The 21307-nt window shown below is 67.2% G+C and carries 23 protein-coding genes, 1 tRNA gene and 1 pseudogene; 8 read left to right on the top strand and 17 right to left on the bottom strand.

The genetic code is table 11. From position 1 onward, the window contains the following. Positions 1–490 precede the first annotated feature (490 nt). The 3 genes from ACIQCZ_RS20505 to ACIQCZ_RS20515 all read left to right on the top strand — a co-directional run bounded on the left by ACIQCZ_RS20505 (position 491) and on the right by ACIQCZ_RS20515 (position 2315). Positions 491–895 (top strand): nuclear transport factor 2 family protein, encoded by a 405-nt coding sequence (locus tag ACIQCZ_RS20505; protein WP_402283900.1) that lies wholly within the window; start codon positions 491–493, stop codon positions 893–895. A 128-nt stretch (positions 896–1023) separates the two neighbouring features. Beyond that, positions 1024–1569, top strand: coding sequence for a nuclear transport factor 2 family protein (locus ACIQCZ_RS20510; RefSeq protein ID WP_402283902.1), 546 nt, complete (start codon positions 1024–1026; stop codon positions 1567–1569). Positions 1570–1835: 266 nt separating this feature from the next. After that, positions 1836–2315, top strand: a complete 480-nt coding sequence (locus ACIQCZ_RS20515) for an acyl-CoA thioesterase (RefSeq protein WP_402283903.1) — start codon at positions 1836–1838, stop codon at positions 2313–2315. A gap of 40 nt (positions 2316–2355) precedes the next feature. On the opposite strand, the pseudogene ACIQCZ_RS20520 reads toward ACIQCZ_RS20515, so the two are convergent. Together ACIQCZ_RS20520 and ACIQCZ_RS20525 are read right to left on the bottom strand one after the other, a co-directional pair. Further along, positions 2356–2874, bottom strand: a pseudogene (locus ACIQCZ_RS20520) (transposase). A gap of 58 nt (positions 2875–2932) precedes the next feature. Next, positions 2933–3415, bottom strand: coding sequence for a MarR family winged helix-turn-helix transcriptional regulator (locus tag ACIQCZ_RS20525; protein WP_402283905.1), 483 nt, complete (start codon positions 3413–3415; stop codon positions 2933–2935). Positions 3416–3754: 339 nt separating this feature from the next. On the opposite strand from ACIQCZ_RS20525, the gene ACIQCZ_RS20530 reads away from it, so the two are divergent. From ACIQCZ_RS20530 to ACIQCZ_RS20540, 3 genes are all read left to right on the top strand, one after another. Further along, positions 3755–4528 (top strand): SDR family NAD(P)-dependent oxidoreductase, encoded by a 774-nt coding sequence (locus tag ACIQCZ_RS20530; RefSeq protein WP_402283907.1) that lies wholly within the window; start codon positions 3755–3757, stop codon positions 4526–4528. 370 nt (positions 4529–4898) lie between these two features. Continuing rightward, on the top strand, positions 4899–5909 hold the full coding sequence (locus tag ACIQCZ_RS20535) for an aldo/keto reductase (protein WP_402283909.1): 1011 nt from the start codon (positions 4899–4901) through the stop codon (positions 5907–5909). A 51-nt stretch (positions 5910–5960) separates the two neighbouring features. Then, the gene (locus ACIQCZ_RS20540) at positions 5961–6383 is read left to right on the top strand and encodes an SRPBCC family protein (protein WP_402283911.1); all 423 of its coding nucleotides are present in this window, start codon (positions 5961–5963) and stop codon (positions 6381–6383) included. Positions 6384–6569: 186 nt separating this feature from the next. Here ACIQCZ_RS20540 and ACIQCZ_RS20545 read toward each other — a convergent pair whose 3' ends face one another. Together ACIQCZ_RS20545 and ACIQCZ_RS20550 are read right to left on the bottom strand one after the other, a co-directional pair. After that, entirely contained in the window at positions 6570–8960 is a 2391-nt protein-coding gene (locus ACIQCZ_RS20545) for a transposase (protein WP_402283912.1), read from the bottom strand. Positions 8961–9249: 289 nt separating this feature from the next. Beyond that, positions 9250–9744 carry a DUF4158 domain-containing protein gene (locus ACIQCZ_RS20550; protein ID WP_402284184.1) on the bottom strand — a complete coding sequence of 165 codons (495 nt, stop codon included), beginning with the start codon at positions 9742–9744 and terminating at the stop codon, positions 9250–9252. Positions 9745–10491: 747 nt separating this feature from the next. Here ACIQCZ_RS20550 and ACIQCZ_RS20555 point away from each other — a divergent pair. Continuing rightward, positions 10492–10567: transfer RNA gene (locus ACIQCZ_RS20555), tRNA-Arg, on the top strand. 76 nt (positions 10568–10643) lie between these two features. Here ACIQCZ_RS20555 and ACIQCZ_RS20560 read toward each other — a convergent pair. The 11 genes from ACIQCZ_RS20560 to ACIQCZ_RS20610 form a co-directional block, all read right to left on the bottom strand. Further along, the gene (locus ACIQCZ_RS20560) at positions 10644–11795 is read right to left on the bottom strand and encodes a tyrosine-type recombinase/integrase (protein ID WP_402283914.1); all 1152 of its coding nucleotides are present in this window, start codon (positions 11793–11795) and stop codon (positions 10644–10646) included. Continuing rightward, on the bottom strand, positions 11795–11986 hold the full coding sequence (locus ACIQCZ_RS20565; protein WP_402283915.1) for a helix-turn-helix domain-containing protein: 192 nt from the start codon (positions 11984–11986) through the stop codon (positions 11795–11797). The genes ACIQCZ_RS20560 and ACIQCZ_RS20565 overlap by 1 nt, the downstream gene beginning before the upstream one ends. Further along, positions 11983–13362, bottom strand: a complete 1380-nt coding sequence (gene repSA, locus ACIQCZ_RS20570) for a replication initiator protein RepSA (protein WP_402284185.1) — start codon at positions 13360–13362, stop codon at positions 11983–11985. Before repSA ends, ACIQCZ_RS20565 begins: the two co-directional genes overlap by 4 nt. A gap of 110 nt (positions 13363–13472) precedes the next feature. After that, complete coding sequence (locus tag ACIQCZ_RS20575; protein ID WP_402283917.1) at positions 13473–13790, bottom strand: SpdD-like protein; 318 nt, start codon at positions 13788–13790, stop codon at positions 13473–13475. 23 nt (positions 13791–13813) lie between these two features. Next, the gene (locus ACIQCZ_RS20580; RefSeq protein WP_266690365.1) at positions 13814–13969 is read right to left on the bottom strand and encodes a hypothetical protein; all 156 of its coding nucleotides are present in this window, start codon (positions 13967–13969) and stop codon (positions 13814–13816) included. A 13-nt stretch (positions 13970–13982) separates the two neighbouring features. Further along, on the bottom strand, positions 13983–14174 hold the full coding sequence (locus tag ACIQCZ_RS20585; protein ID WP_402283919.1) for a mobile element transfer protein: 192 nt from the start codon (positions 14172–14174) through the stop codon (positions 13983–13985). A 1-nt stretch (position 14175) separates the two neighbouring features. Next, a complete protein-coding gene (locus ACIQCZ_RS20590) occupies positions 14176–14370 on the bottom strand; it encodes a hypothetical protein (RefSeq protein WP_402283921.1) in 195 nt (64 codons plus the stop codon). A gap of 19 nt (positions 14371–14389) precedes the next feature. Then, positions 14390–15055, bottom strand: a complete 666-nt coding sequence (locus ACIQCZ_RS20595) for a DUF2637 domain-containing protein (RefSeq protein ID WP_402283923.1) — start codon at positions 15053–15055, stop codon at positions 14390–14392. Between the two features lie 86 nt (positions 15056–15141). After that, on the bottom strand, positions 15142–16497 hold the full coding sequence (locus tag ACIQCZ_RS20600) for an FtsK/SpoIIIE domain-containing protein (protein ID WP_402283925.1): 1356 nt from the start codon (positions 16495–16497) through the stop codon (positions 15142–15144). A gap of 3 nt (positions 16498–16500) precedes the next feature. Continuing rightward, complete coding sequence (locus tag ACIQCZ_RS20605) at positions 16501–16857, bottom strand: hypothetical protein (RefSeq protein ID WP_352278121.1); 357 nt, start codon at positions 16855–16857, stop codon at positions 16501–16503. Between the two features lie 139 nt (positions 16858–16996). Next, positions 16997–17776, bottom strand: a complete 780-nt coding sequence (locus ACIQCZ_RS20610; protein ID WP_402283927.1) for a GntR family transcriptional regulator — start codon at positions 17774–17776, stop codon at positions 16997–16999. 18 nt (positions 17777–17794) lie between these two features. Between ACIQCZ_RS20610 and ACIQCZ_RS20615 the strand changes: the two genes are divergently transcribed. Further along, a complete protein-coding gene (locus tag ACIQCZ_RS20615; RefSeq protein ID WP_402284186.1) occupies positions 17795–18259 on the top strand; it encodes an NUDIX hydrolase in 465 nt (154 codons plus the stop codon). 361 nt (positions 18260–18620) lie between these two features. Here ACIQCZ_RS20615 and ACIQCZ_RS20620 read toward each other — a convergent pair whose 3' ends face one another. Together ACIQCZ_RS20620 and ACIQCZ_RS20625 are read right to left on the bottom strand one after the other, a co-directional pair. Further along, positions 18621–19517: a DNA adenine methylase gene (locus ACIQCZ_RS20620; protein ID WP_402283929.1), complete on the bottom strand. Its 897-nt coding sequence runs from the start codon at positions 19515–19517 to the stop codon at positions 18621–18623. Beyond that, positions 19514–20866: a hypothetical protein gene (locus tag ACIQCZ_RS20625; protein ID WP_402283931.1), complete on the bottom strand. Its 1353-nt coding sequence runs from the start codon at positions 20864–20866 to the stop codon at positions 19514–19516. The genes ACIQCZ_RS20620 and ACIQCZ_RS20625 overlap by 4 nt, the downstream gene beginning before the upstream one ends. Positions 20867–21307 lie beyond the last annotated feature (441 nt).

A 21307-nucleotide genomic window follows, 5' to 3' on the forward strand; every position in this document is an offset into this window, starting at 1 on the left:
TCACCGGCTCGCGACGCCCGGCACGGCACCTCGCCGCGTTGTCGCATCACCCGAGTACGCCCCGTACGAGGGCGATCCTCCGCCTTGCGATGCACCGCACCGGACGCCGCGAGCTTCCCGGCAAACCTTTCCGGCCACAGCACCAGCGGCCGCCGAGCCCGCCCCGGATTCGCCCCCTCACCGCGTTCAGCCCTGACACCTGACGCCTGACCCGCACCCTCGACCACGCCACAAGGCACGAGCCGATCACGAACCCGTGCGGATCGTCCCGGCCGTTCATTGTGTCCCGAGAACTCGCCCCGCAATGGTCCGTTCCGTGTGGCCTCCCCACCCATTGCCCAGGGCTCCGACACCGCTGGGGCACGCCGCCCGAGTTCCCACTTGCCCAGGCCGCACCGGCGCTACAGACCTGGAACCCGGAACCGTCACCGGCAATGTCGTCCTGACCCCCTGAACCCCTGTCACCAAACACCTGTTGAAAGGCGCTGCCATGAACCTCGACCAGATCGTCGCTGCCTGGACCGCCGCATGGAACGGCACCGACCCGGCCGCCCTGGGCGCCCTGTTCACCCCGAACGCCACCTACATCGACCAGGGAATCGGCGTCACCATGGTCGGTCGCGAGCAGATCTCCGGCTGGAAAGCCCGCACCGACGCCGGGATCGAGGACGTGCGGGTCACCGTGAACCACGCCTCGCACTGTGGTGATCGCATCACCATCGAGGGCGTCTACGCCGGCCACATCAAAGGTGCGCCCACCTCGTTCGCCGTCCCGCTGGCCACACTGCTCGACCTGGAGAACGGTGAGATCGCCAGGGACCAGGACTTCTACAACCTGAACGCGGTTTTCACCCAGTCCGGTCTGCCCGCCGACTGGACCCCGGCCACCTCCTGACACCCGGCAATCCGATTCGGCACACTCCGCAACTGCCGCTCCTGCCCCGGACAGCCCGAGCGCCGCCCCGACCGGCGCCACCGGCCACGAACCATCAAACGCCCTGATCAGAAAAGGAACACCACACCATGAAGAAGCTGTCGCTGCGCACCCGCGTCCTGACCGGTGTCGCCGTCGCCGTCGTCGGCGCGGGGACCTTCGGCGCGATGTCCGCCAACGCCTCCAGCCCGGCCGCCACCACAGTGCAGGCCGCACACCAGCCTGCCAAGCACCTGCCCAGCACTGTCAAGGCCTGGAGCGCCGCTTGGAGCGGCTCCGACCCTGCCGCGCTCGGCAAGCTGTTCACCGCCAACGGCACGTACACCGATCAGGCGATCGGGGCCACCATGACCGGCCCGAAGCAGATCGCCGGCTGGAAGGCGCGCACCGACGCGACGATGGACAACGTCCGCGTGACGGTGAAGGACGCGTGGAGCGAGGGCGGGCACCACATCACGATCCGGGGCGTGTACTCCGGGCACATCAAGGGCGCGCCGAAGCCCTTCGCGGTGCCGAGCGTCACCCTGCTGGACACCGATGGCCGCCGGATCACCTCCAACCAGGACTTCTACAACCTCGCCGATGTCCTGGCCCAGTCGGGACTGCCCGCCGACTGGACCCCCTCCGCCGGCTGAATCCGGCACTACTCACAACAGCTACCGAGGAACTGGTGAGCGCGGCCACCGAACACCGCGCCGGTGGCTTTGTGTACTTTCCCTCGCCGAAACCGCCGATGAACAGCGGACGGCCCGTGCCCGGTGGGCCCAGGAAGTCGTGCCCGCTGTACGCGCGGCGGTTGGTTCCCCTTGACCGGGGCGGTCACCGAGACTCGGTGACCGCCCCCCGGACCCGCCCTTCGGCGGATCCGGGACGCAGCGACCAAGAGATAGTGGAGGAACGTATGTCCAAGGATTTCAAGAAGTCCTTCGAGGTGCGCTGGGACGATGTCGATCTCAACGGCCATCTGCGCAACACGAGGTACTTGGAGTACACGAGCACGGCACGCCTGAGCTACTTGGCGGAGGCGGGATGGGACGTTCGCGCGTTGCAGAAGGAGGGCTTCACCATCGTCATGCTCGGCGAGGAGGTCACGTATCTGCGTGAGGTCTTCTTCACCGAGCGGGTCAGCGTGTCGTGCGAGGTCGTGGGGTTGAGCGCCGACGGTTCGCGGTGGCGCATCCAGCACTCCATATCCCGGGAGAACGGTGAAGAAGCCGCAGTCGTACGCGCGCTAGGCGCGTGGATCGACATTCGTGCCCGGAAAATCACGGCACCGCCACCTGGAATCCGAGCCGCTCTCGAGGCCGCTCGATCGGACGACTTCGAGGTGATCGGCGCACAGCCCCGACGCACCGTTGACGCCAACGCGCAGGATTACTGAGGTTGAACTTGTGATGTCGCTTTCGGTCAGGGGCTGATCGTCAGTCCTGTCCTGTCTCGGTGAGGCAGCCGTCTATGAGGTGGCCGCGGTACTGGATGTGGCGTAGACCGCGTCGGATGCGTCGCATGAGGTGTTCCGGCGTGGTGAAGGCGACATTGGAAAGCCAGCCACGTCGCAGCAGTGACCAGATGCCCTCGACGGGGTTGAGGTCGGACGCGCAGGGCGGCAGGTAGTAGATGGTCAGCCAGTCCCGGCTCGCAGCGAACTCCCGCAGCCCGGCGGCCTTGTGAACGTTGAGATTGTCCCAGATGAGCACGATCGGGCCGCCGAGCTGCTGGTGGGCGGCGGTCAGCAGGTCCCGGTAGTCGCGCCAGGAGAAACTCTTGCGCCCGTCGCGTCGGCCGTCGTTCCTGCGCGGCCGTCAGATCGGCCGGGACCGGTGGCCGGGCTTGTAACAGGTCAGAGCGGCGATGGAGATCCGTCTGCGGGACCGGCCACGGACCCGTACCACCGGGGTCCGGCCGCGCTGCGACCAGGTATTCTCCTGCGGCAGCGTCATGGCCAGCGGCCCGCATCTCTTTCTTCCTCCTCCGAGGAGGCAGGGCAAACGCTTCTTCTCACCGTGCCGCAAGGGGGTCGGGGTGCCGAGGCGCTGGGTTCGCCTCGACTGCCGTGACCAGGGGGGCCAGTTCGGGGTTCCTCGCGGCTTCGTCGAGCGCCTCCCTGAGGGCGGTGTCGCTGGTCGGCAGGGCCTCTTGCAGGAGCTTCAGGCCCGCGTCGCTGACGTCGGTGTAGATGCCGCGGCAGTCGGTCGGGCACAGGTAGCGGGAGAGCAGGCCGCGGTCCTCCGGGCGGGCGACGAGGCGGGTGGTGGCGCTCTGGCTGAGCACCACCGCGTCGGCGACCTGCTTCATCTGCAGGTGCCCGCCCTCGCCGTCGTGCTGGCGGCTGAGGACGTCGAGCAGCGAGTACTCCCGCACGCTCAGGCCGTGCCCGGCCTGCAGGGCGCGCTCGATGTGCGCCTCGATCCGGCCGGCCAGGAGGTAGAGGGCCGCCCATCCATTGGCGAGGGCGGTCAGTGCGGGGTCTGTGGTGGTCATGGGTCCGGGTCGGTCTCCTTCCAGATGCGGCCGAAGTCCAAGATATGCCCTTCTTGAAAATATCGGCTAGAGCTGTTATTCGGCGTGCGCAAACATAGGAGATCGGTCCGGAGCCGAGTGGAGTACCGGCGAGGTGCGGGCTCCGCCGACCTGCCGAAGAATCGTTTTACGCCTGGTTCCTCGTCACGGCCGCCTCCACCGCTCCAGGCGACTTCCACTCACCACGGATCGGCCCCGGTCGCCCCCCAGGTCCGGACGGGCGCCGGTGCGGCGCGGGCGCGAATCGGACACGGCCCGCCACCGATGGGCCGCCGCCACTTCTGGAGAGGTGTTCACCCGATGCGGATCGATCTCAGTGGACGTACCGCTCTGGTCACCGGTTCGACGGCAGGTATCGGCGAGGCGGCCGCGCAGGCCCTGGCCTCCGCCGGGGCCGATGTCGTGGTCAACGGCCGCAACGCCGACCGTGTCGCCGAGACGGCGGAGCGGGTCGGCGGGCGCGGTGTCGCGGCCGATGTCGGGACGGCCGGGGGGACGGCCGAGCTGATCCGGCAGTTGCCCGATGTCGACATCCTGGTCAACAGCACCGGCATCTTCGAGACCAGGCCGGTGTTCGAGATCCCTGACGCGGACTGGCTGCGCCTCTTCGAGGTCAATGTGCTCTCCGGTGTGCGGCTGGCGCGCCACTACGCACCGAGGATGGCCGGGCGGGGGTGGGGCCGCGTGATTTTCGTCAGCAGTGAGGCGGGTGTGCAGACGCCGACGGACATGACCCACTACGGGATGACCAAGACGGCGCAGCTGGCCGTGTCCCGCGGCATGGCCCAGGAGCTCGCCGGTACCGGGGTCACGGTGAACTGTGTGCTGCCGGGGCCGACGATGAGTGACGGCGTGCTGGCCATGTTCGACGAGCTCTATCCCGGACTCGACCCCGATGAGCAGGAGCGGCGCTATCTGGCCGAGAACCGGGCGGCCGGCTCCCTGCTCAAGCGCCTGATCCGTCCCCACGAGGTGGCCGCCATGGTCACGTACGTGGCATCGGAGCAGGCCTCGGCGACCACGGGCAGGGCGCTCGGTGTCGACGGCGGCCTCGTCCCCACGATCCTCCCCTGAGGCGGGCGCCCGGCATGGGGCCGAGACGGTCACCGCACAGGCGCCTTCGGCTTGCGGGCCCGTCCGTACCGCAGCGGGGCTGGAAGCGACCCACTCAATGGCCCCACGTGCCCGCTGCACTCGCATCGGCCGGATCGCCTGGCTGGACCCTCTTGCATTGCACCGCGTCTGCAACTATTGTCTATGCACATAAGGCGCTCGTGCATTAATTGCCGCGGCGTCCCGACCCTGACAGAGGACCGCCGTGCATCCAGTGCCACGGCCCCGTCGGCAGGGCGGCCCCCACAGAGGCACCCGATCCCTCCCGTGTCTCCCCCCTCCCGTGTCAGGGACGCCCCGGCACGGAGACACCGATCGAAAAGGCACCATCATGACCCTCAAGAACATCCTTCCCGGCCGTCTCGGCTTCGGCACCGCCCCGCTCGGCAACATGTTCCGCGCGATCCCCGACGAGGAGGCCCGCGCCACCGTCGAGGCCGCCTGGGACCAGGGAATCCGCTACTACGACACCGCCCCCTTCTACGGCGCCGGTCTCTCCGAGCAGCGCCTGGGTCAGGTCCTCTCCACCAAGCCCCGCGACGAGTTCGTCCTGTCGACCAAGGTCGGCCGGGTCATCCTGGACGAGCTGGAGGAGGGCGCCCGTGACCTCGGCGAGAAGGGCGGCATCTTCGAGCACGGGAACCCCAACAAGATCGTCCACGAGTGGACCGCCGAGGCCACCGAGCGCTCCATCGAGGGCAGCCTCAGGCGCCTCGGCGTCGACCGCCTCGACATCATCTGGGTCCACGACATCGCCCAGGACTTCCACGGTGACCTGTGGGTGCAGAAGTTCGAGGAGGCCCGCACCGGAGCCTTCCGCGTGCTGTCCCGCCTGCGTGACGAGGGCGTCATCAAGGCCTGGGGCCTGGGCGTCAACAAGACCGAGCCCATCGAGATGACCCTCGCGCTCGACGAGCCGCAGCCCGACGGCTTCCTGCTCGCCGGCCGCTACACCCTCCTCGACCACGAGCACGCCCTGCAGCGACTGCTGCCCATGGCCCAGGAGCAGAACGTCGGCATGGTCGTCGGCGGCCCCTACAGCTCCGGCATCCTCGCCGGCGGCGCCCACTTCGAGTACCAGCAGGCCCCGCCGGAGATCATCACGAAGGTCAACCGCCTCAAGGAGCTCACCGCCAAGCACGGCATCTCCATCAAGGCCGCCGCGCTGCAGTTCTCCCTGGCCCACCCGGTGGCCGACGCCGTCGTCCCCGGTGCCACCAAGCCCAGCCGCATCGCCGAGGACATCGCCGCCCTCAACGAGAAGATCCCGGTCGCGTTCTGGCACGACCTGCGCGCCGCGCGCCTGGTCAGCCCCGCCGCCCCCCTCCCCAACGGCGCCTGACCCCACCCACCCCGAACCCCTCACCCAGCACCAGAATCCAGGAGAAAGACCATGGCCTCCACTTCCGTCAGCCGCATAGTGCCCGCCTCCCCCGAGAAGGTGTGGAGCCTCATCGGCGGCTTCGACGCCCTGCCCGACTGGCTCCCCTACATCCCCGAGAGCGTCGCTGTCGAGGGTGGCCGGGTGCGCCGGCTGAAGAACCTCGAGGGCGAAGTGATCATCGAGCGCCTCGTGGCCTTCAACGAGACCGAGCGCCACTACAGCTACGCCATCCTCCAGGCCCCGTTCCCGGTGGACGACGGGTACGTTTCCACCATCCGCGTCCACACCGTCCCCGGCCGTGACGACGTCGCCGAGGTCCAGTGGTCCGGCCGCTTCTACCCCAAGGGCGCCACCGAGCAGGAAGTCGTCGACCTGTTCACCGGCATCTACGCCGACGGCCTCGACGCCCTCCACAAGACCCTCTCCGCCTGACACTCCAGGGTCACCCACCGCGCGGCCCGGGTACGCACCCCGCGTACCCGGGCCGCGGTGCGTCCAGGGCGTGGAGTCGTTCCTGTGCCGGGCCGTCCGGGACTGTCGATGCGGCAGGCAAGGCGGGAGGTACAGCCCAAGCGCCCCGTCCAGCAGGCATGACAACGCCCCCGCCCAGGGTGGGGATCAGGCGGCCGCGGTGAAGCCGACGGCGGCCGGGTCCTGCTCACGCAGCGGGGTGACGTCGACGTCCAGCTTCGTCTCGTACGCCTCGGGCTGGATGCCGAGCTTGTATATGGAGTACTCGCCGAACCGGTTGATGTGCTCGGTCAGGTACGGCGAGATGTGGGCCAGGTCCTCCGGGGCGATCTCCCAGCCCTCCTCCAGCAGCCGGCGGACGATCTCCGCGATGTCCAGGGCGTTGTGGAAGATCACCGCGTTTGTGAGCAGCGCGTTGAACTTCATCGCCTTCTCCTGCTCGACGGGGTCGTTGTCGGCGATGACGCCGCGGTTGCCGAAGCCGAGCCACTGGGAGAACCGGTTGAACGACTCAACCTTGTTCGTCGCCGCGGTCACCCGCCGCCGCAGCGGGGCGTCCGAGAGAAAACGCAGCAGCTGCACGGTGCGGATCACACGGCCGACCTCGCGGAACGCGGTGTAGGTGGCGTTCTTCCGCGACCCCGAACGCAGCCGCTTCAGCAGCGTCGACGAGGAGATCGCCCCCTCGCGGACGGAGATGGCCACCCGCATCAGGTGCCGGAACTGCGACTCGATCAAGTCCCAGTCGATTGTGTTCTTGCCCGGCTCCCCGAACAGTACGTCGATGTGCACGTACTCGGTGGTCTTGCTGGGCCGGTAGGAGGTCAGGCCCTTCCAGTTCCTGATTCTGGTCCAGTTCCTGATTCTGAGCATCAGGTCGAAGCCCAGCAGGTGCGCGAGCGCGAGCACAGGCTGGGACTGGCCATGCGTATCGGCGTGCACGGTGGTCGGCTTGACCTCGGAGGTGTTCTTGAGCAGGCCCTCGATGATGTAGACGGCCTCCCACACCCCGCATGGGATGAAGTGCGTGAACAGCGCGATGTAGGTGTCCGAGATGTGGTGGTAGGCAATCCCGCCCGGCTTGCCGTAACGCACGCTCGTCTCGGCGAGCAGGTTGTCCAGGTAGATGTCCATGTGCGTGCCGTCGGCCGCCACCGCGGTGCCGTCGCCCCACGCCTGCGAGATGTCCAGCCGCGCGTGCGCGTTGACCAGGTCGGCGATCGCCTCGTTCAGCAACACGATCGAGAAGTGCCGGTTCGCCACGTACGACAGCTCGTGCCCGCTCACCCCGGGGGTGTGGCGGGCGGCCTCGTACGGGCCCATGTTGGTGCCCTTCACGAAGGTCGTGATGACGTAGCGGCCGAACGGATCACCCAGCTTCGGCTCGTTGCCCGAGGCCGGGCCGAAGCGGCGCCACCACTCCACCCAGTACGCGGTCCTCGACACAATCCCGATCAGCGTGCGCTCCGGCATCCGGGATTTGATCTCCTGCTCCAGCCGCTTCGCCGAGGGCGCCAGCCCCTCCGAGCGGTGCGGCTTCAGCGACGGGATGCCCGTCTCCGGGTCGATGACCAGGCCCTCGTTGTCCGGGTACCCGGCGTCCGCCGCCGCGACGGCGGACCGCAGCTTGTCCTCCAACTGCCGGCGGAAGAACCGCGCGTCGAACCCGTCGGTCTCGCCGGCCTCGCACAGCCCGACCTCCACCAGGTAGTCGGCCAGCGCCTCCTGGACGGCCTCCCACTCCAGCAACTGCTGGGACCAGTCGGCGTACTCCTCCGAGCCGAGATCCGCGACGTCGCCGCAGCGCAGTTCCTCAGCGAGGTAGGTGAAGACCATCGCCTCGAAGTGCTTGCGGACGAACTGCCCGGTGCGGGTCCTGTCGAGCACCACCTTGCGCCAGTTCTGGGTGGCGAAGGAGATGTCCACCTCCCGGCCCGACTCGTCGAAGGCGGCGATGTACTCGCCACGCGCTGACTGGTGGTGCTGGGCGTGCGCGAGCGCGTCCAACACCCGCCTGTCCTCCGAGGTCGCGGTGAACTGAAGCTTCTCGGCCAGATCGAACATCACCGCCCGGTCCCGGCCGATCTGCCCGTACAACAGCGGCTCCCACAGGTTGCCGTGGTGGGCGGAGACCTTCTCGATCTGCTCGTACTGCCTGGCGAACCCGCCGAAAGCCTCCACCGTCTTCGCCACTGTGGCCAGGCCCCCGGCCTGCACCAGCAGGGCCTTGAGGAAGGCGAGCAGGGCCGGGGTGACCTTCCCGTTCAGTCGCCGGACCACCTCGTCGGCCGACGCCTCCTCGTCCAGTCCCTCAAGGGCGGCCCTGGTCTCGGCGGTCATCTCCGCAGCCTTCACGAGCGCCGCCTGGGCCGGGCCGTCGGTGTCGATGTCCTTGAGCACGACGCGGTAGTTCCCGATCAGGGCCTCGGTGATCTCCCGCTCGGCCAGCCGGATCTCCTCCAGCTCCGTCTTGGCCTTCTTGATCTTCGTGGCGACGCGCTTGCAGAACATCGTCGCCAGGTCGTCACGGACCCGCATCCTCGCCTTGTGCACCAGGCACGCGATCAACGCGAGACGCTTGATCGGCCTGTAGTCCCGAAGCGCCTGGCGCGTCCCCCGCGTCGGCCTCCCCGGCGAAGTCGCTGATCTTCCGTGCGGCGACGCCGTCCATCCACACCGCCCTGTCGCCGAGGCCGTCCAGCCACTCCATGCGCCGGGTCAGGTTCTTGAAGTGCGACCAGCTCGGCCCCTTGGCAGGCTTCTTCAGCCGGTTGAACAGCGTCGTGCCGTCTGCGTCGCGCTCCTCCAGCAGCCCCAGCAGCTCCGATCATTGAAGGGGGCTCATGCGGTGGTGGACGCCCGCGCAGATCGAGGCGTTCACCTCGGTGCGGATCTTCGAGGCCATCTTGTCGAAGGTGGAGAACCCCGGCAGCTCCAGCCCGGCCTCCACGACCTTCTCCAGCGCGATGTCGATCAGGTCCGCCGGCCGGTTCTTCGCCGCGGCCTCCTCGCGGATCGCCTGCTCCGCGACCCGCCGGGCCTCCGCCTGGTCGTACGCCACGCCGACCCGCATGCGGACCAGGCCCCGGTGGTACTTCGCGGTCCGGGCCTCCCGGTGCACCGGCAGCGTGCCCTCCGGCAGCTCCACCGTACGGCGGACGAACTCCACCACCTGCTCCGGCACATCCTCCAGCGCCGGGAAACACCCCATACGCTGATACGACTTCAGCATCAGCAGCAGGGCCAGCAGATGCTTGTCGCTGTCCGTGGCCCCGGCCGCCCAGTCCAGCTCATCGCGAGTCGGCGAGAAGAACAGATACAGCTCATGCGGTGATCAGCCGCTTGAACCGCGGATACGCGGTCCGCTCGATCGAGGTCACAACCCACCCCAGCCCCCAAGATGATGGTCAACATCACCACCAACGACGCTGAGCCGAACGGGTGACGGGCTGGGCGCCAGGGCCTCAGGATCAACCCATTGCCCCTTTCACGCGTATCTGGGTCACACCCCTAGTCACCACCTCATGGGCACCTCGCAGGGTCTCGGAGCACTGCAGCGCTGGCCAGGCCGACACAGACCCCCGCGCTTGAAGCCACCCCACTACCGCGCATCTGACCTAATAGCCCGGCGCAGGACCACTGCTGGATACACGCCAGAAGCACCGTTCGATCAACCACCACGCCCGACGACTCCCGCTCCTCACAAAGATGCCCGCAGACTCGTCAGGGCCTCTCAAGATCACACCCACATCCCCTCAAGGGCACACGCACGGAACGGAACGGAAATTTCGCCTTCCCCACCACACTCAGCCACCCCTCGGCCATCAACCTCGGCACACGTAAGCAGCAGGTCAGAGACATGCAGCATCCGCTTTCACCGAGCTACCCCGATACGGAAGCCCCTCACCGGCACGGATCCGCTACGCTGTCCCTGGTCGGTCGTCGGTACGTCCCACTGTCTGCCCGAGCAAGATCGCAGAGAGCATCGCACCCCGTCTGACCAGTGGGCTTGTACGCCTCGCCGGAGATCCACTCGCTGGGTTTTCCCCAAGGTTTTCTACAAGCCCCCGCCTTCGTAGCTCAGGGGATAGAGCACCGCTCTCCTAAAGCGGGTGTCGCAGGTTCGAATCCTGCCGGGGGCACCAGGTCAAAGGCCCACCACTTCCGGATTTTCGGAGGTGGTGGGCCTTTGACATCCACTTCTGACATCAACGAGGGCGATCACTGACGGCCGGGACGCCTTCGCAGCAGCCGGTCCATGTGGCTCATGGCCTCCCGCTGCGTGTCCTGCACGACGTGCGTGTACACGTCCATGGTGATGCTGATCTGAGAGTGCCCGAGGATCTCCATCACGACGCGGGGCGCAACTCCGGCCGCCGTGAGGAGGGTGGCGGTGCCGTGCCGGGCGTCGTGCAGCCGGATCACCCGGAGGCCGGCGGACTCGGCGACGCGGGTGAAGGAGCGGTAGACGTTCCGCGGCTCGACCTGGCGGCCGGTGCGGGTGGTGAAGACGTAGCCGGACTCCTGCCACCGCTCCCCCGCCTTGGCGCGAGCAGTTGCCTGCCGCATCCGGTGCCAGCGCAGGGGCGCGATGCAGAGGGCGGGCAGCGGGACGACCCGGCGACGGCGGCTCTTGGGATCGTCGTCGTAGAGGACGCCCCGACGGCGCTGGGTCTGCTGGCGGACGTGGAGGACGCGGTTGTCCAGGTCGAGGTCCGACCAGCGGAGGCCGACGATCTCACCCCGGCGGAGACCCATAGCGATGGCGAGCACGAAGGCCGCGTACAGCGGGTCCTTGCGGGAGGCCGCAAGGAAGTCGAGCGTCTCATCGAGGGTCCAGGGCTTCAGTTCGCGGTTGTCGGTGCGGGGCGGCTCGACGAGCTTGGCGACGTTGCGCGTGATCAGTTCCTCCCGGCAGGCGGAGGACAGCGCCGACCTCAGGACGCGGTGAGACTCCTTGGCGGTCGCCGCAGTGGTCTCCTTCTCCAAGCGGACGAGGAAGCGGCGTACGTCGGCGACGCCGAGCGATTCGAGCCGCTTGGCGCCGATCAACGGCACCAGGTACAGCCGGACATGCGACTCGTACTTGTCGTACGTACTGAGCTTCCGTCGAGGCTTGATGACGTGGTCCAGCCAGTACGGCAGCCACTCGGAGAGCTTGGCCGAGCGGGTGGGGACGGGCACGCCCTGGTCGACCTTGTCGAGCAGTTCCCGGCGCTTGGTGTCGCACTCGGCCCAGGTCTTGCCGTAGGCGAACTTGCGGGCGCGGGTGCCGTCCGGCTGAAGGACGTAGACCGCGCACTGGTAACGGCCGTCCTTGCGCTTGGTGATGGTGCCGGCGCCGTTGGGATTGCGCTTGCGCGGACCGGCCATCAGGCAGCCTCCTCGATCTGGCCGAGGACGAAGTCACGAACGGCGACATCGGGGATACGACGAGCCCCATCGATCTTGATCGAGACGAGACGGCGCGAGCGGATCAGGTCGTAGACCTTCGAGCGTCCGATCTTGAGACGCGCCATGACTTCCGGCACGGTCAGCAGTTCGGCGGTGACGGCGGTGTTCATGCTGCGGCTCCTTCCAGGGCGAGTTGGTCTTGCAGTGCTTCGCGTGCCGTCTCGCGGTTGAGCTGGATGTCTCGGGCGATTGAGGCGGCGAGGGCGGATTCACCGGGGGTGTGGCCGTGGCCGGCGTACTGCCAGTCGGTGAGGACGAGGACGGTGTCCGGTTCGCGGTTGTCCAGGCCCAGGGCGGCGGCCTCTTGGGTGGCGCGGTAGTCGGCGCGTGCCTGGCGGAGGGCGCCGAGGGTGGTGGAGTAGCGGCGGGACTTGGAGGAGAAGTGGCCGCGGAAGCCGAGCATGTGTGCCCAGGCCCAGAGGCGCCGTTCCGGGTAGAGGCTGTCCAGGTCGCGGCATGCGGTGATCAGGCGGCGGGTGTGGTCCGGGACCTGGTGGCGGTTGAGCTCGGCGAGTTCCCCGATGCGGCGGTCGAGGGTGCCGGTGTTCTCGGCTGCCTTGGTGGAGTACTTGGCGACGTAGGAGGCAACGGCCTGTTCGGTGATGTCGGAGCCGTCACCGAAGGCCTTCACCGGGCGGACGTCGAGCTGTGTTCCCCAGCGAAAGGACCGGGCCGGTTGGTCCCCGGCGGACGGGACGGAGACGGACGTGTAGGAGTGCGCCGCGGCTGCATGGATCGCATCGGCGAGCAGGTCGACCGTTGCCCAGGCGGGTGGCGGCGTTCCGGGCCCCTCTGGGCCGTCGAGCCGGATCACCGCGTGGAAGTGCAGGGCGCCACGCTTCTGGAACTCGGCGACCTTGCCGTAGGAGACGCGGACGCGGTCGGCGAGTTCTCGGCGGGTGAGGCCGACGCGGGCAGCGAGTTCGCGGCGCAGGCGTGTGGTGAAGCGCTGCCAGAGCTGTCCGGCGTGGTTGTTGAACAGGACGGCGCCCGCGTAGTCGTACGTGGCGGGGTCGAGGGCGGTGCCCAGTTCCGATGCGTCCGGGGCATGTTGGGTGCCGCAGCGGCAGGCGCCGTGGTCGGGACGGTTGTGGACCGGGCCGAAGGAGGGGGCGGTGAGGGTGGCGAAGACGCGGGGGTGGTCCCTGACGGTGGTGGGGACGTCGCGGCGGTCGTCACCGGCCAGGCCCGCGCGGATGAGGTGGTAGGTGTCGCCCGCGTAGGTCCAGGCGCAGGAGGGGCAGCGAGAGGCGCGCCGGTTGCCGCAGGCGAGGCGGAGGCGGCGGCCGGGCTCGTCGGCGGTGGTGTAGTGATGCAGGGTCTCGCCGGTGGTCTTGTCCTTGTGGAGGGTCCAGCCGGTCAGGTGGATGGGGTCGGAGCAGCCGCCGGTACGGCGGATCTGGTCCTCCCAGCGCGTGTAGTCAGGAGCCGAGGCCACCCGCAGGAGGTCACCGAGGGTGGTCGGGTCGAGCAGCGGGGCAGGCACGGGCGAGGCGCGGTGCGCCATGCTGGGTGCTTCCTTCCGGTTGTGAGATCGGACAGGGACGGCTCCCGGGCGGCGGATGCTTGGCGGTATCGAGGCCGCCCGGGGGCCGGTCAGCGTCGCTTGGCGTCGGCGTTGATGAGGGAGCGGATCACCAGGGCGCAGACGGCGACCGAGGCGCCGGTGATGGCGACCGCGAGGAGCATGGAGACCAGGACGGCACCGACGACCAGGACCACGGCCGTCCCGCTGCCGGCGAGGGCCAGGGCGGTGCCGGGGGTGAGCTGCACCGTGGGCCGGGACGGCGTCGCAGCGACCGGAGCAGGATGCGGAACCTGCGCACTCGAAACGACGGTGGTCGGCTCCACGACCACGGGCGGCATGACGTGGCCGGTGGGCGTGGGATTGGTCGGGATCTTCGGGCGGAGCATCGGTGTTCTCCCTTCGGGTCGTGTTACTTGACGAAGCCGTTGACGACAGGAGCAAGCACGCTGTCGGCGAGGAGGAAGCCGCCGAGGAGGAGCACGGCGATGAGCCACCAGGGCGGGCGGATGAGCTTGACGCCGAGGTAGCCGACGGTGAGCAGTGCGAGCCAGAGCGGAACGTCCATCGGGGTCGGCCTCCTAGCTGACGCGGCAGCGGTGGGTGCGGGCGGCGAGCTGTGCGGCGGACTGGTTGGAGTAGTCGGCGGACCAGCCGCACCGGTCGTTGGTGCACACGGCTGCGTGTTTGGTCTGGCCGCGGCGGTCGCGGTGGGTGCCGATCTGTACGGGGCCGATCCGCATCACGGAGTGGAAGAAGTCGCCGGCGGGCATGTCAGTCGGTCTCCTCTCGGGTTGCGGTCGGGGCGGGGAAGGTGGCGCGGATGCCGGCGGCGGATGCCGGGTCGGTGGTGCGCTGGGCGGCTTCCTCGGCGAGCAGGTGAGCGAGGTAGGGCCGGTTGGCGGCGGTCATCTCGCGGGCACCGTCGAGGTAGTCGGCAGCGGTCAGATCGGCCGGGTCACGGGTCACGGCTTGTCTCCTTTCTGTGTCACGTGAGTTGGGTGGCGATGGCGTCGGCGAGATGGGGCGGGACGCCGAGGCGGGCGCGGAGGGTGTCGGTGTCGATCCGGGCGCCGGTGCGGGCGTGGTGGTCGTCGGCGACCTTGCGGGCGTGGGCGACCAGCGCGGCCGGGACCGGCATGGCTGTGGGCAGGGCCGGGGTTTCCTCGGGATCCGGGGCGGCGCCGGGTTCGGGTACCCGGCTCGACTCCGCGGCGACGGCGTCGTGATCCGTCTCGGGCGCAGGGTCCGGAGCCGGGGTGGAAGGTACTGGCGGAGCCGGGGAGCGGTCCGCGGGTGAGTGGGCGAGGAGGGTGCCGCCCATGAAGGCCAGGGCGGGCCAGGCGGCGACGAGGATGCGCAGCCAGGCCGGGACGTCGTTCAGGTCGAGCAGTCCGGCGGTGGCGACGTTGGCGCCGAGGGAGGCGACCAGGGCAATGAGGAACCAGCACCAGGCCAGCCGGGACGGCCCATCGGCACGCAGCCGACGCCAGGCGGCGACCAGGAGCAGGTCCACGGAGACCGGATAGGCCCAGGCCTTCCAGCCGGTCTGTCCGGCAGCGGCGGCAAGGTCGTGCAAGTGGGCGAAGGACAGTGCCCCGGCGATGACGGCCTGAACGAGTACGGCGTCGATGCGGAGAGCGGCGCGGGCCATCACGGCTCCTTCCTGTGATCAGGCATGGCGGGGGGTAGGGAACCGGCGCGAAGGGCGGTCGCGCCGACCGTGGGAGGGGTGGTGGGTCAGGCGGTGGCGGGGGCTGTCTTGGACAGCGGCACGCAAGCCGAGTGCAGCGGGGCGACCGCGGGCCGGAAGGGCGCGAGGGCGGGCAGCTCGGGGGTGCGGTCGGCGTGCTTGTTGCAGACGTTCACGGCCTGGCGCAGCGAGGTGTGCGGGGCGCGGATGCGGTGCCAGCCGCCGGTGGAGTCTCCGGTGATGGCGATGCCACGCGTCTCGGCAGGAATCTGGATGGCAGCGAGTACAGCGTCCGGCGCAATGTCGCCGAAGGCCATGTTCGCGGATGTCTCGTCGTTGACACGGTGCGCGGTGCGGCCGGTGAGCTGGGCGCGGAGCATCGTGATGCCCTTGCCGAGCTCGGAGCCGAAGCGCTGCCCGCAGATCTCCAGGTAGACGCCGGCCGCGCGGCCGAGTTGGGCGAGGCGGACCAGGGCGGTGATGATCCGGTCCCGCCGCTTCTCTTCCTCCTTGCTGGCGAAGAGGGCGAGTTCGGCGACCTCGTCGACCAGGACGACGACCGGAACCGGCCGTAGATCCTCGGACAGGTCCCAGATGTCGGCGGCGATCTCCGCGTCCGGCACGGCGACGCTGACCCGCTGCTCGGTGCGGATGAGCTGATACACGTCCTGCATGTGGGACACCAGCGCCTCCAGCAACTCCAATGCGGTGTCGGGGTTGTCGGCGAGCGCGGAGAACCGGCGTGCCAGCGGGAACAGCTCGACCCCTTGCTTGCAGTCGATGCCGACCAACGCGACGTGGTGCGGGGCGAGCCCGGCGACGAGGTTGCGCTGATAGACGGACTTGCCTGACTCCGTGGCGCCGAGGGTCAGGCCGTGCGGGACAGCACGATAGTCCCGGTAATGAACCGAGCCGTCCTCCCGCAGCGCGACCGGGATGCGCATCGGCCGGGTGTCGGTCTTGGCCGGCATCTGCACCCGCTTGAGTACGTCGTAGCCGGTCATCCGGATCTCGACCACACCCGAGCGCAGCTCACGGGAAGTCACGCCGTACATCCCGAAGGAGTGGCGCAACCGGTCCGAGGCGGCAGCGATGTCGAAGGCGTCCTGTCCCGGGCGGAGTTTGAGTCTGAGGACCAGGCCGGTGTGGGTGGGCCGCAGCCGCAGGATGCGTGGTGCGCGGGATTCCGGCGCTGGTCGGTTGGCTATCCGGGCCAGCATCAGCCGCCAGCGCGAAGGCGGGACCGTCAGCCCGCAAGCCTCCATGACGGAGGCGTAGCGGACCAGGACGCGCACGACAGCGAGGGTGACCCCGAAGGTCAGCCAGTACCAGGCGGGACGCCGCCACCGCAGGAGACCTGCAGCGGCGACGACCACCAGTAGTAAGACCGTCGGCCACGTCATGGCTCAGGCCGCCTTCGAGGCCGTGCCCATGGTGGCCAGCGAGGTGACGGCGACGGCACGGAAGGCAATGCCGTGCCGCTTCTGGCCGTTGAACTCGTTCTCCCACGGCCGGGCGATCAGCCCCGTGAGGGCGGCTGGCGTGCCCATGGTCAGGTCGCCGGAGATGCCGGTCTCCGGGACGGTGATGGACAGGATCTCGACTTCGTCGTTGGCCGCGAACATCACGTCCACGGTCATCAGCTGCGCGCCGGTCTCGGCGTCGGTGGCGATCTCGCCGGTACGGCGGTCCTTCACCTTCGGCTGCGGGGTCTTGGCGACCATCACGGTCGCGGCGGAGGTGTCGACGGGGATCTGACGCACAGCGGATCACTCCTCTATAGATGCTGAACTCCGTCACTCATGTATATGAGTGGCATGAAGAAGAGTGCATCACTCCTGTACATGAGTCAACCCGCCGCGGCATCAAAGTCACGACGGGTTGCAGGGAGTTGAGCGAGCGTCAGTCGTCGGCAGGGATCCGGTACTCGAAAACGAACTGGTCAGCAGCCATGAGCGTGTCGCAGACCTCAACCACGAGGCCGGTCGTCGTACGGGCCTCCCGGATGAGGTGAACCACCGGCGCACCCGGACTGAGCGCCAGCTCGGTGGCTTCCGCCTTGGAGGCCGGCCGGGCTTGCAGCGTCTCGACGAACTCAGCGAACTCATGCCCGTGGTCTTCGAGTCGGGCATAGATGCCACCGCCGCCAGGGTTCTCGGCGAACAGCTCTGGGATCTCCTTCACCACGTCCCACGGGAGATACGAGGAGGCGGTCTCGACCGGGGTGCCGTTGCGGAAGTAGAGGCGCCGCCGGGCTAGCACTTGAGTGCCGGCGGGAACGCCCAGTCGCTGGGCTGCATCCGCGGGGGCCTCCATAGGCCCGATGTAGAGGACGCTCACCTTGGCAGTGGCGCCGGACTGCGCGGACTCCGCGAGGTACGCGGCCTTGCCACCCTGACGGAGCGAGCGCCGAAAGCGGTCGGAGGAACGGTGCCGCACCGGCGGCCGGTCCTTCACGATCGAGCCCTTGCCGTGCCGGGTCTCGACGAGCCCGCTAGCCCGCACCTCGACCATGGCCTTACGGATCGTGCCGCCGGACACGCCATAGCGCTCCACCAGCTCAGACTCACTCGGCACCATGTCGCCAGGCTTGAGCACACCAGCCCTGATCTGCCGCACGATCTCGTCCGCGATCTGCACGTACCGAGGCCCGGACCTGCCCCCCTCTACCGCAGTTCCCATAGTCCTTCCATGCCTCCTATGCTCCTGTACATGAGTCAACCACAGGAAGCAACGTCGCCGCCCCTGCACTCCGTATCCGTAGCCGGGGTAGTGGTGCGCGAGGACGGGCGCCTCCTGGCGATCCGCCGAGCCGACAACGGCACATGGGAACTCCCCGGCGGCGTACTCGAACTCAACGAGACCCCGGAGGCCGGCGTAGCCCGCGAAGTCTGGGAAGAAACAGGCATCCACGTCGAGGTCGACGAACTCACCGGCGTCTACAAGAACACGACCCGAGGCATCGTCGCCCTGGTCTTCCGCTGCAAGCCCTCCGGCGGAACCGAGCGCACCTCAAGCGAGTCGACAGCCGTCTCCTGGCTCACACCCGAAGAAGTCAGCGAGCGCATGTCCGAGGTCTACGCGATCCGGCTCCTGGACGCCTTGGACGGCAACGGCCCCCACGTACGAAGCCACGACGGCAAACATCTCACCCCAGCGGGATAAGACTTTCCCTACTTCATCAAGGGCGCTTCCGCCGCCGGGGCGGCGTCGCGCGCCCGTCGCCCCGGGCCTGCGCTCCTGTCTCCGCCCCGCTCCCGCCCGGACCGTCGGCCGCGCGCCTACGGCTCGGGCAGATGGTGGGAGAAACTCGCAGTGGCTGGGGCGGTCGACTCCACGGCTTTACCCACCTCCCCGGTTCGGGTCCCGCGTCGAGCAAGACCAGGGGGCCACTCGACCACATTGCGGTCAGGCCCAAAGCCTGCCCGAGTTGCCAACCAGCGTACGGCCCCCTGATCATGCTCGACCCCAAACCGGGCAGGCCACCGGCCAAAGCCGCTCCGCCGACCTCGGAGCGCAACTGCTGCTAGACGAGGGCTTTCTTCCGAGAGGAAGTCATCCACCGAAAATTGTCCTCCCCAATAATTCCCGCGTACCGCGGCACAGTCAGCCCGTTGCCAAAGATCGCATACTCGACGCCTGTGCGCTGTATTTGAGCTGTATGCAGTATGTCAAACTCTGCACACCTGAATCCCCTGTAGAGATCGTCGGTAATGCGCTTGTCCGCGTCATAGGTGAGAAACCACTGAAGACTAGTTGCACGAAGAACCTTAGCCAGCTCTTCGTGATCTTCACGTGCCAATGAATCCAGATAAAGACGGTCACCCTGAACCAAATAGGGCGGATCCACATAGAGAAGAACGTCGGAGCCGTGGGGCTCAATATCCCTGATGAAATCGCGCGCATCTTGCTGCGAGAGGGACACCTTGTCTCCGAACTGACCGAGGTATCGAATCCGGGCAGCCAGCGACGCTCTGTTAAAGCGAGCATCGATCTTCCAATTGCCCGCCTGATCTAGGCCCCCGATTGGCCTGGCCCGCAGGATGCCAGATCGATTGCACCTATTAAGGAAGAAGGTAGAGAACCCAAGGGTTAGATCGTCGAACCCTTGCGGGTTTCTATACACCTCGGAGTGCTTATACCACGCCGCAACGCTAATTTCCTCTTTCTCTACCATTCGAGAAAGTTCCTCAGGACGCCGAAAAACACAGCGCCAGAAGGCTGAAATTCCTTGATCTAGGTCGTTGATATAGATTCGCTCAACTTCACCGTCCACAAGCAGACGCAAAGCAGCACCCGCGCCCCCCGCAAATGGCTCAGCGTACGAACGGGGACGCGGGCGCTGTCGCGCCATCAACTGTGTAATATAAGGCGCCAGTCGCGCCTTGCCGCCTGGATAGCGAAGCGGGCTGATGTATCTCATCGGCGCTTCTTCTCCAAGAGCTCATCCGCGAGGATCAGGAGAGGTCCATACGCCATGCTCAACTTCCTAACGTCCGATGAGAGTGGATTACTCTCCCACGTATGCACAAAGGAGTGCAGCGTCTTCAAGACCAAAGCGCCCTCATCCTGCTGCGAAAACCGCCAAGCATTCGCGAGATCTGGGTTGTCCTTGTTCGGGTCCACCTGGGTAAGTACAGCCCCGATCCTACCCTTGAGAGTGTCCTGGTTCCGCCGCCATCTCAGTTTCTCAGCAACCTCGGTGGCCACAATGTCCACCACCGCCCGAACCATGATCGCGGCTACGTTGGGCATCTCGTCTATCTTCAGCTGCTTAGCCTCTTCTAGGACTTCGGATGTCCTGAGACTCACATGCCGGAGCACAACGCCCCGAAACAACTTTTTGTCGAAATCGGCCCGCCGCCGTTTCGCCGGCTTCGCGTCCGGGATGCTGTCGTCCAAATCCCCTTGCGAAGAGGTGGATGGATCATCCGCCGCCCCATTTTTGGAGTACACCTGAGGGATTTCGAGCCTATCGGCGAGCCGCGGAAGGTCGTCTTCAACCTGCTGAAGATAGTCTTTCCTCTGCTCCTTGCTCTTGATCTGATCAACCGTCACTGACCCAGCAAGGTCGGAGAACAGCCGAGCCAGGAAAGGCTTCATTTTTTCGAGACTGTAACCCCTGAGGATCACGTCACCTTCGAATGTAAGCCCGAGCCGGTTCCTGACATAGGGGTCAGCAAGCATCCGCCCGAGATTGGTGATCCGGCTATTACGTACCGCGTGGGCATCCTTCACGAGGTTCGGATCATCAGCAAACCACTTGGAGACGGCCTCAATAAACAGAAGCGCTTTCCCCGTCGGCGTGGACCGGCCACTGAACCGGCTCTTTTCCGCGGAACTCCAGGGCACAATTCCGACGCCCTTCCCCCCAGCATCGTGCCGAAGCATGATCCAGTGTTCCGCCTGCGTCCTGCTCTCGGCAATTACGCACCCCACCCTTCTCGGGATATCATTATTGCGCGCGATCGCGGCGAACTGCTTCTGGAGTTTCTCCGTGGGCGCGAGGCTAGGGTTACCGAGGAGCTTGAGCGCGGCTACCCGCCGGTTACCCTCCACTACTATGTTTCGATCACCTTCGATGACCACGATAGGGAGCTCGGCGGGGTTTATACCGTGCTGGGCGATGTCCTTCGCCAGTCGATAGAGCTTCTCCGGGTTATGCCCGAGAAGGGCCGCGATTGATTCTTCCAAACTCGCAGTCTTCTTCTCGTGCCGCGGGTTCGATTCGTCTAGCACGAGAGAGTTCACGTGCATGCTTGCCTGCTTCATGGCACTCATGGTCCTTGCCAGCCCCCCGGCCCGCATCCAATTTTTTCAGATCTAGATCATACGTATAGGAAAAGACTCTTGCCTAGAGAGGCGAAAACTGGCCATTGGCTGAATCTCGGAGCGTTGGCGTACCTCTCTTAACGCCCCGAACAGTTAGAGAACGAGCAGGTCAAGTCCGTGATCAGCAGTCCGGCGGACAGCCTGCAGCTACATCAGCGACGGCCGGCGCCATCACTCCCCACTAGCACAAAAGTTCTAACGCATCAGCCATGACCACGCGTCACGTCTCTCTCGGTGCAACCGAGCTGGGCCCTGGCGCCACGCTGTAGCAGACCTGGAGCGCCACCCTGCCGTCCGCGGCCTATTCGCGGCCTGAGGGAGTCACAGCGCCTACCGCCAGTGGCCCGAACTGCCAAAACGTATGAGTCGTATGGGGCCTCT

Source organism: Streptomyces sp. NPDC093149 (genome assembly GCF_044754145.1).
Taxonomy (GTDB): Bacteria; Actinomycetota; Actinomycetes; order Streptomycetales; family Streptomycetaceae; genus Streptomyces.

Excerpts from the sequence above, each read along its gene's own strand:
- ACIQCZ_RS20505 (WP_402283900.1), top strand. The coding sequence starts at position 491 with ATGAACCTCGACCAGATCGTCGCTGCCTGGACCGCCGCATGGAACGGC.
- ACIQCZ_RS20510 (WP_402283902.1), top strand. The coding sequence starts at position 1,024 with ATGAAGAAGCTGTCGCTGCGCACCCGCGTCCTGACCGGTGTCGCCGTC.
- ACIQCZ_RS20515 (WP_402283903.1), top strand. The coding sequence starts at position 1,836 with ATGTCCAAGGATTTCAAGAAGTCCTTCGAGGTGCGCTGGGACGATGTC.
- ACIQCZ_RS20525 (WP_402283905.1), bottom strand. The coding sequence starts at position 3,415 with ATGACCACCACAGACCCCGCACTGACCGCCCTCGCCAATGGATGGGCG.
- ACIQCZ_RS20530 (WP_402283907.1), top strand. The coding sequence starts at position 3,755 with ATGCGGATCGATCTCAGTGGACGTACCGCTCTGGTCACCGGTTCGACG.
- ACIQCZ_RS20535 (WP_402283909.1), top strand. The coding sequence starts at position 4,899 with ATGACCCTCAAGAACATCCTTCCCGGCCGTCTCGGCTTCGGCACCGCC.
- ACIQCZ_RS20540 (WP_402283911.1), top strand. The coding sequence starts at position 5,961 with ATGGCCTCCACTTCCGTCAGCCGCATAGTGCCCGCCTCCCCCGAGAAG.
- ACIQCZ_RS20545 (WP_402283912.1), bottom strand. The coding sequence starts at position 8,960 with ATGCGGGTCCGTGACGACCTGGCGACGATGTTCTGCAAGCGCGTCGCC.
- ACIQCZ_RS20560 (WP_402283914.1), bottom strand. The coding sequence starts at position 11,795 with ATGGCCGGTCCGCGCAAGCGCAATCCCAACGGCGCCGGCACCATCACC.
- ACIQCZ_RS20565 (WP_402283915.1), bottom strand. The coding sequence starts at position 11,986 with ATGAACACCGCCGTCACCGCCGAACTGCTGACCGTGCCGGAAGTCATG.
- ACIQCZ_RS20575 (WP_402283917.1), bottom strand. The coding sequence starts at position 13,790 with ATGCTCCGCCCGAAGATCCCGACCAATCCCACGCCCACCGGCCACGTC.
- ACIQCZ_RS20580 (WP_266690365.1), bottom strand. The coding sequence starts at position 13,969 with ATGGACGTTCCGCTCTGGCTCGCACTGCTCACCGTCGGCTACCTCGGC.
- ACIQCZ_RS20585 (WP_402283919.1), bottom strand. The coding sequence starts at position 14,174 with ATGCCCGCCGGCGACTTCTTCCACTCCGTGATGCGGATCGGCCCCGTA.
- ACIQCZ_RS20595 (WP_402283923.1), bottom strand. The coding sequence starts at position 15,055 with ATGGCCCGCGCCGCTCTCCGCATCGACGCCGTACTCGTTCAGGCCGTC.
- ACIQCZ_RS20600 (WP_402283925.1), bottom strand. The coding sequence starts at position 16,497 with ATGACGTGGCCGACGGTCTTACTACTGGTGGTCGTCGCCGCTGCAGGT.
- ACIQCZ_RS20610 (WP_402283927.1), bottom strand. The coding sequence starts at position 17,776 with ATGGGAACTGCGGTAGAGGGGGGCAGGTCCGGGCCTCGGTACGTGCAG.
- ACIQCZ_RS20615 (WP_402284186.1), top strand. The coding sequence starts at position 17,795 with ATGCTCCTGTACATGAGTCAACCACAGGAAGCAACGTCGCCGCCCCTG.
- ACIQCZ_RS20620 (WP_402283929.1), bottom strand. The coding sequence starts at position 19,517 with ATGAGATACATCAGCCCGCTTCGCTATCCAGGCGGCAAGGCGCGACTG.
- ACIQCZ_RS20625 (WP_402283931.1), bottom strand. The coding sequence starts at position 20,866 with ATGAAGCAGGCAAGCATGCACGTGAACTCTCTCGTGCTAGACGAATCG.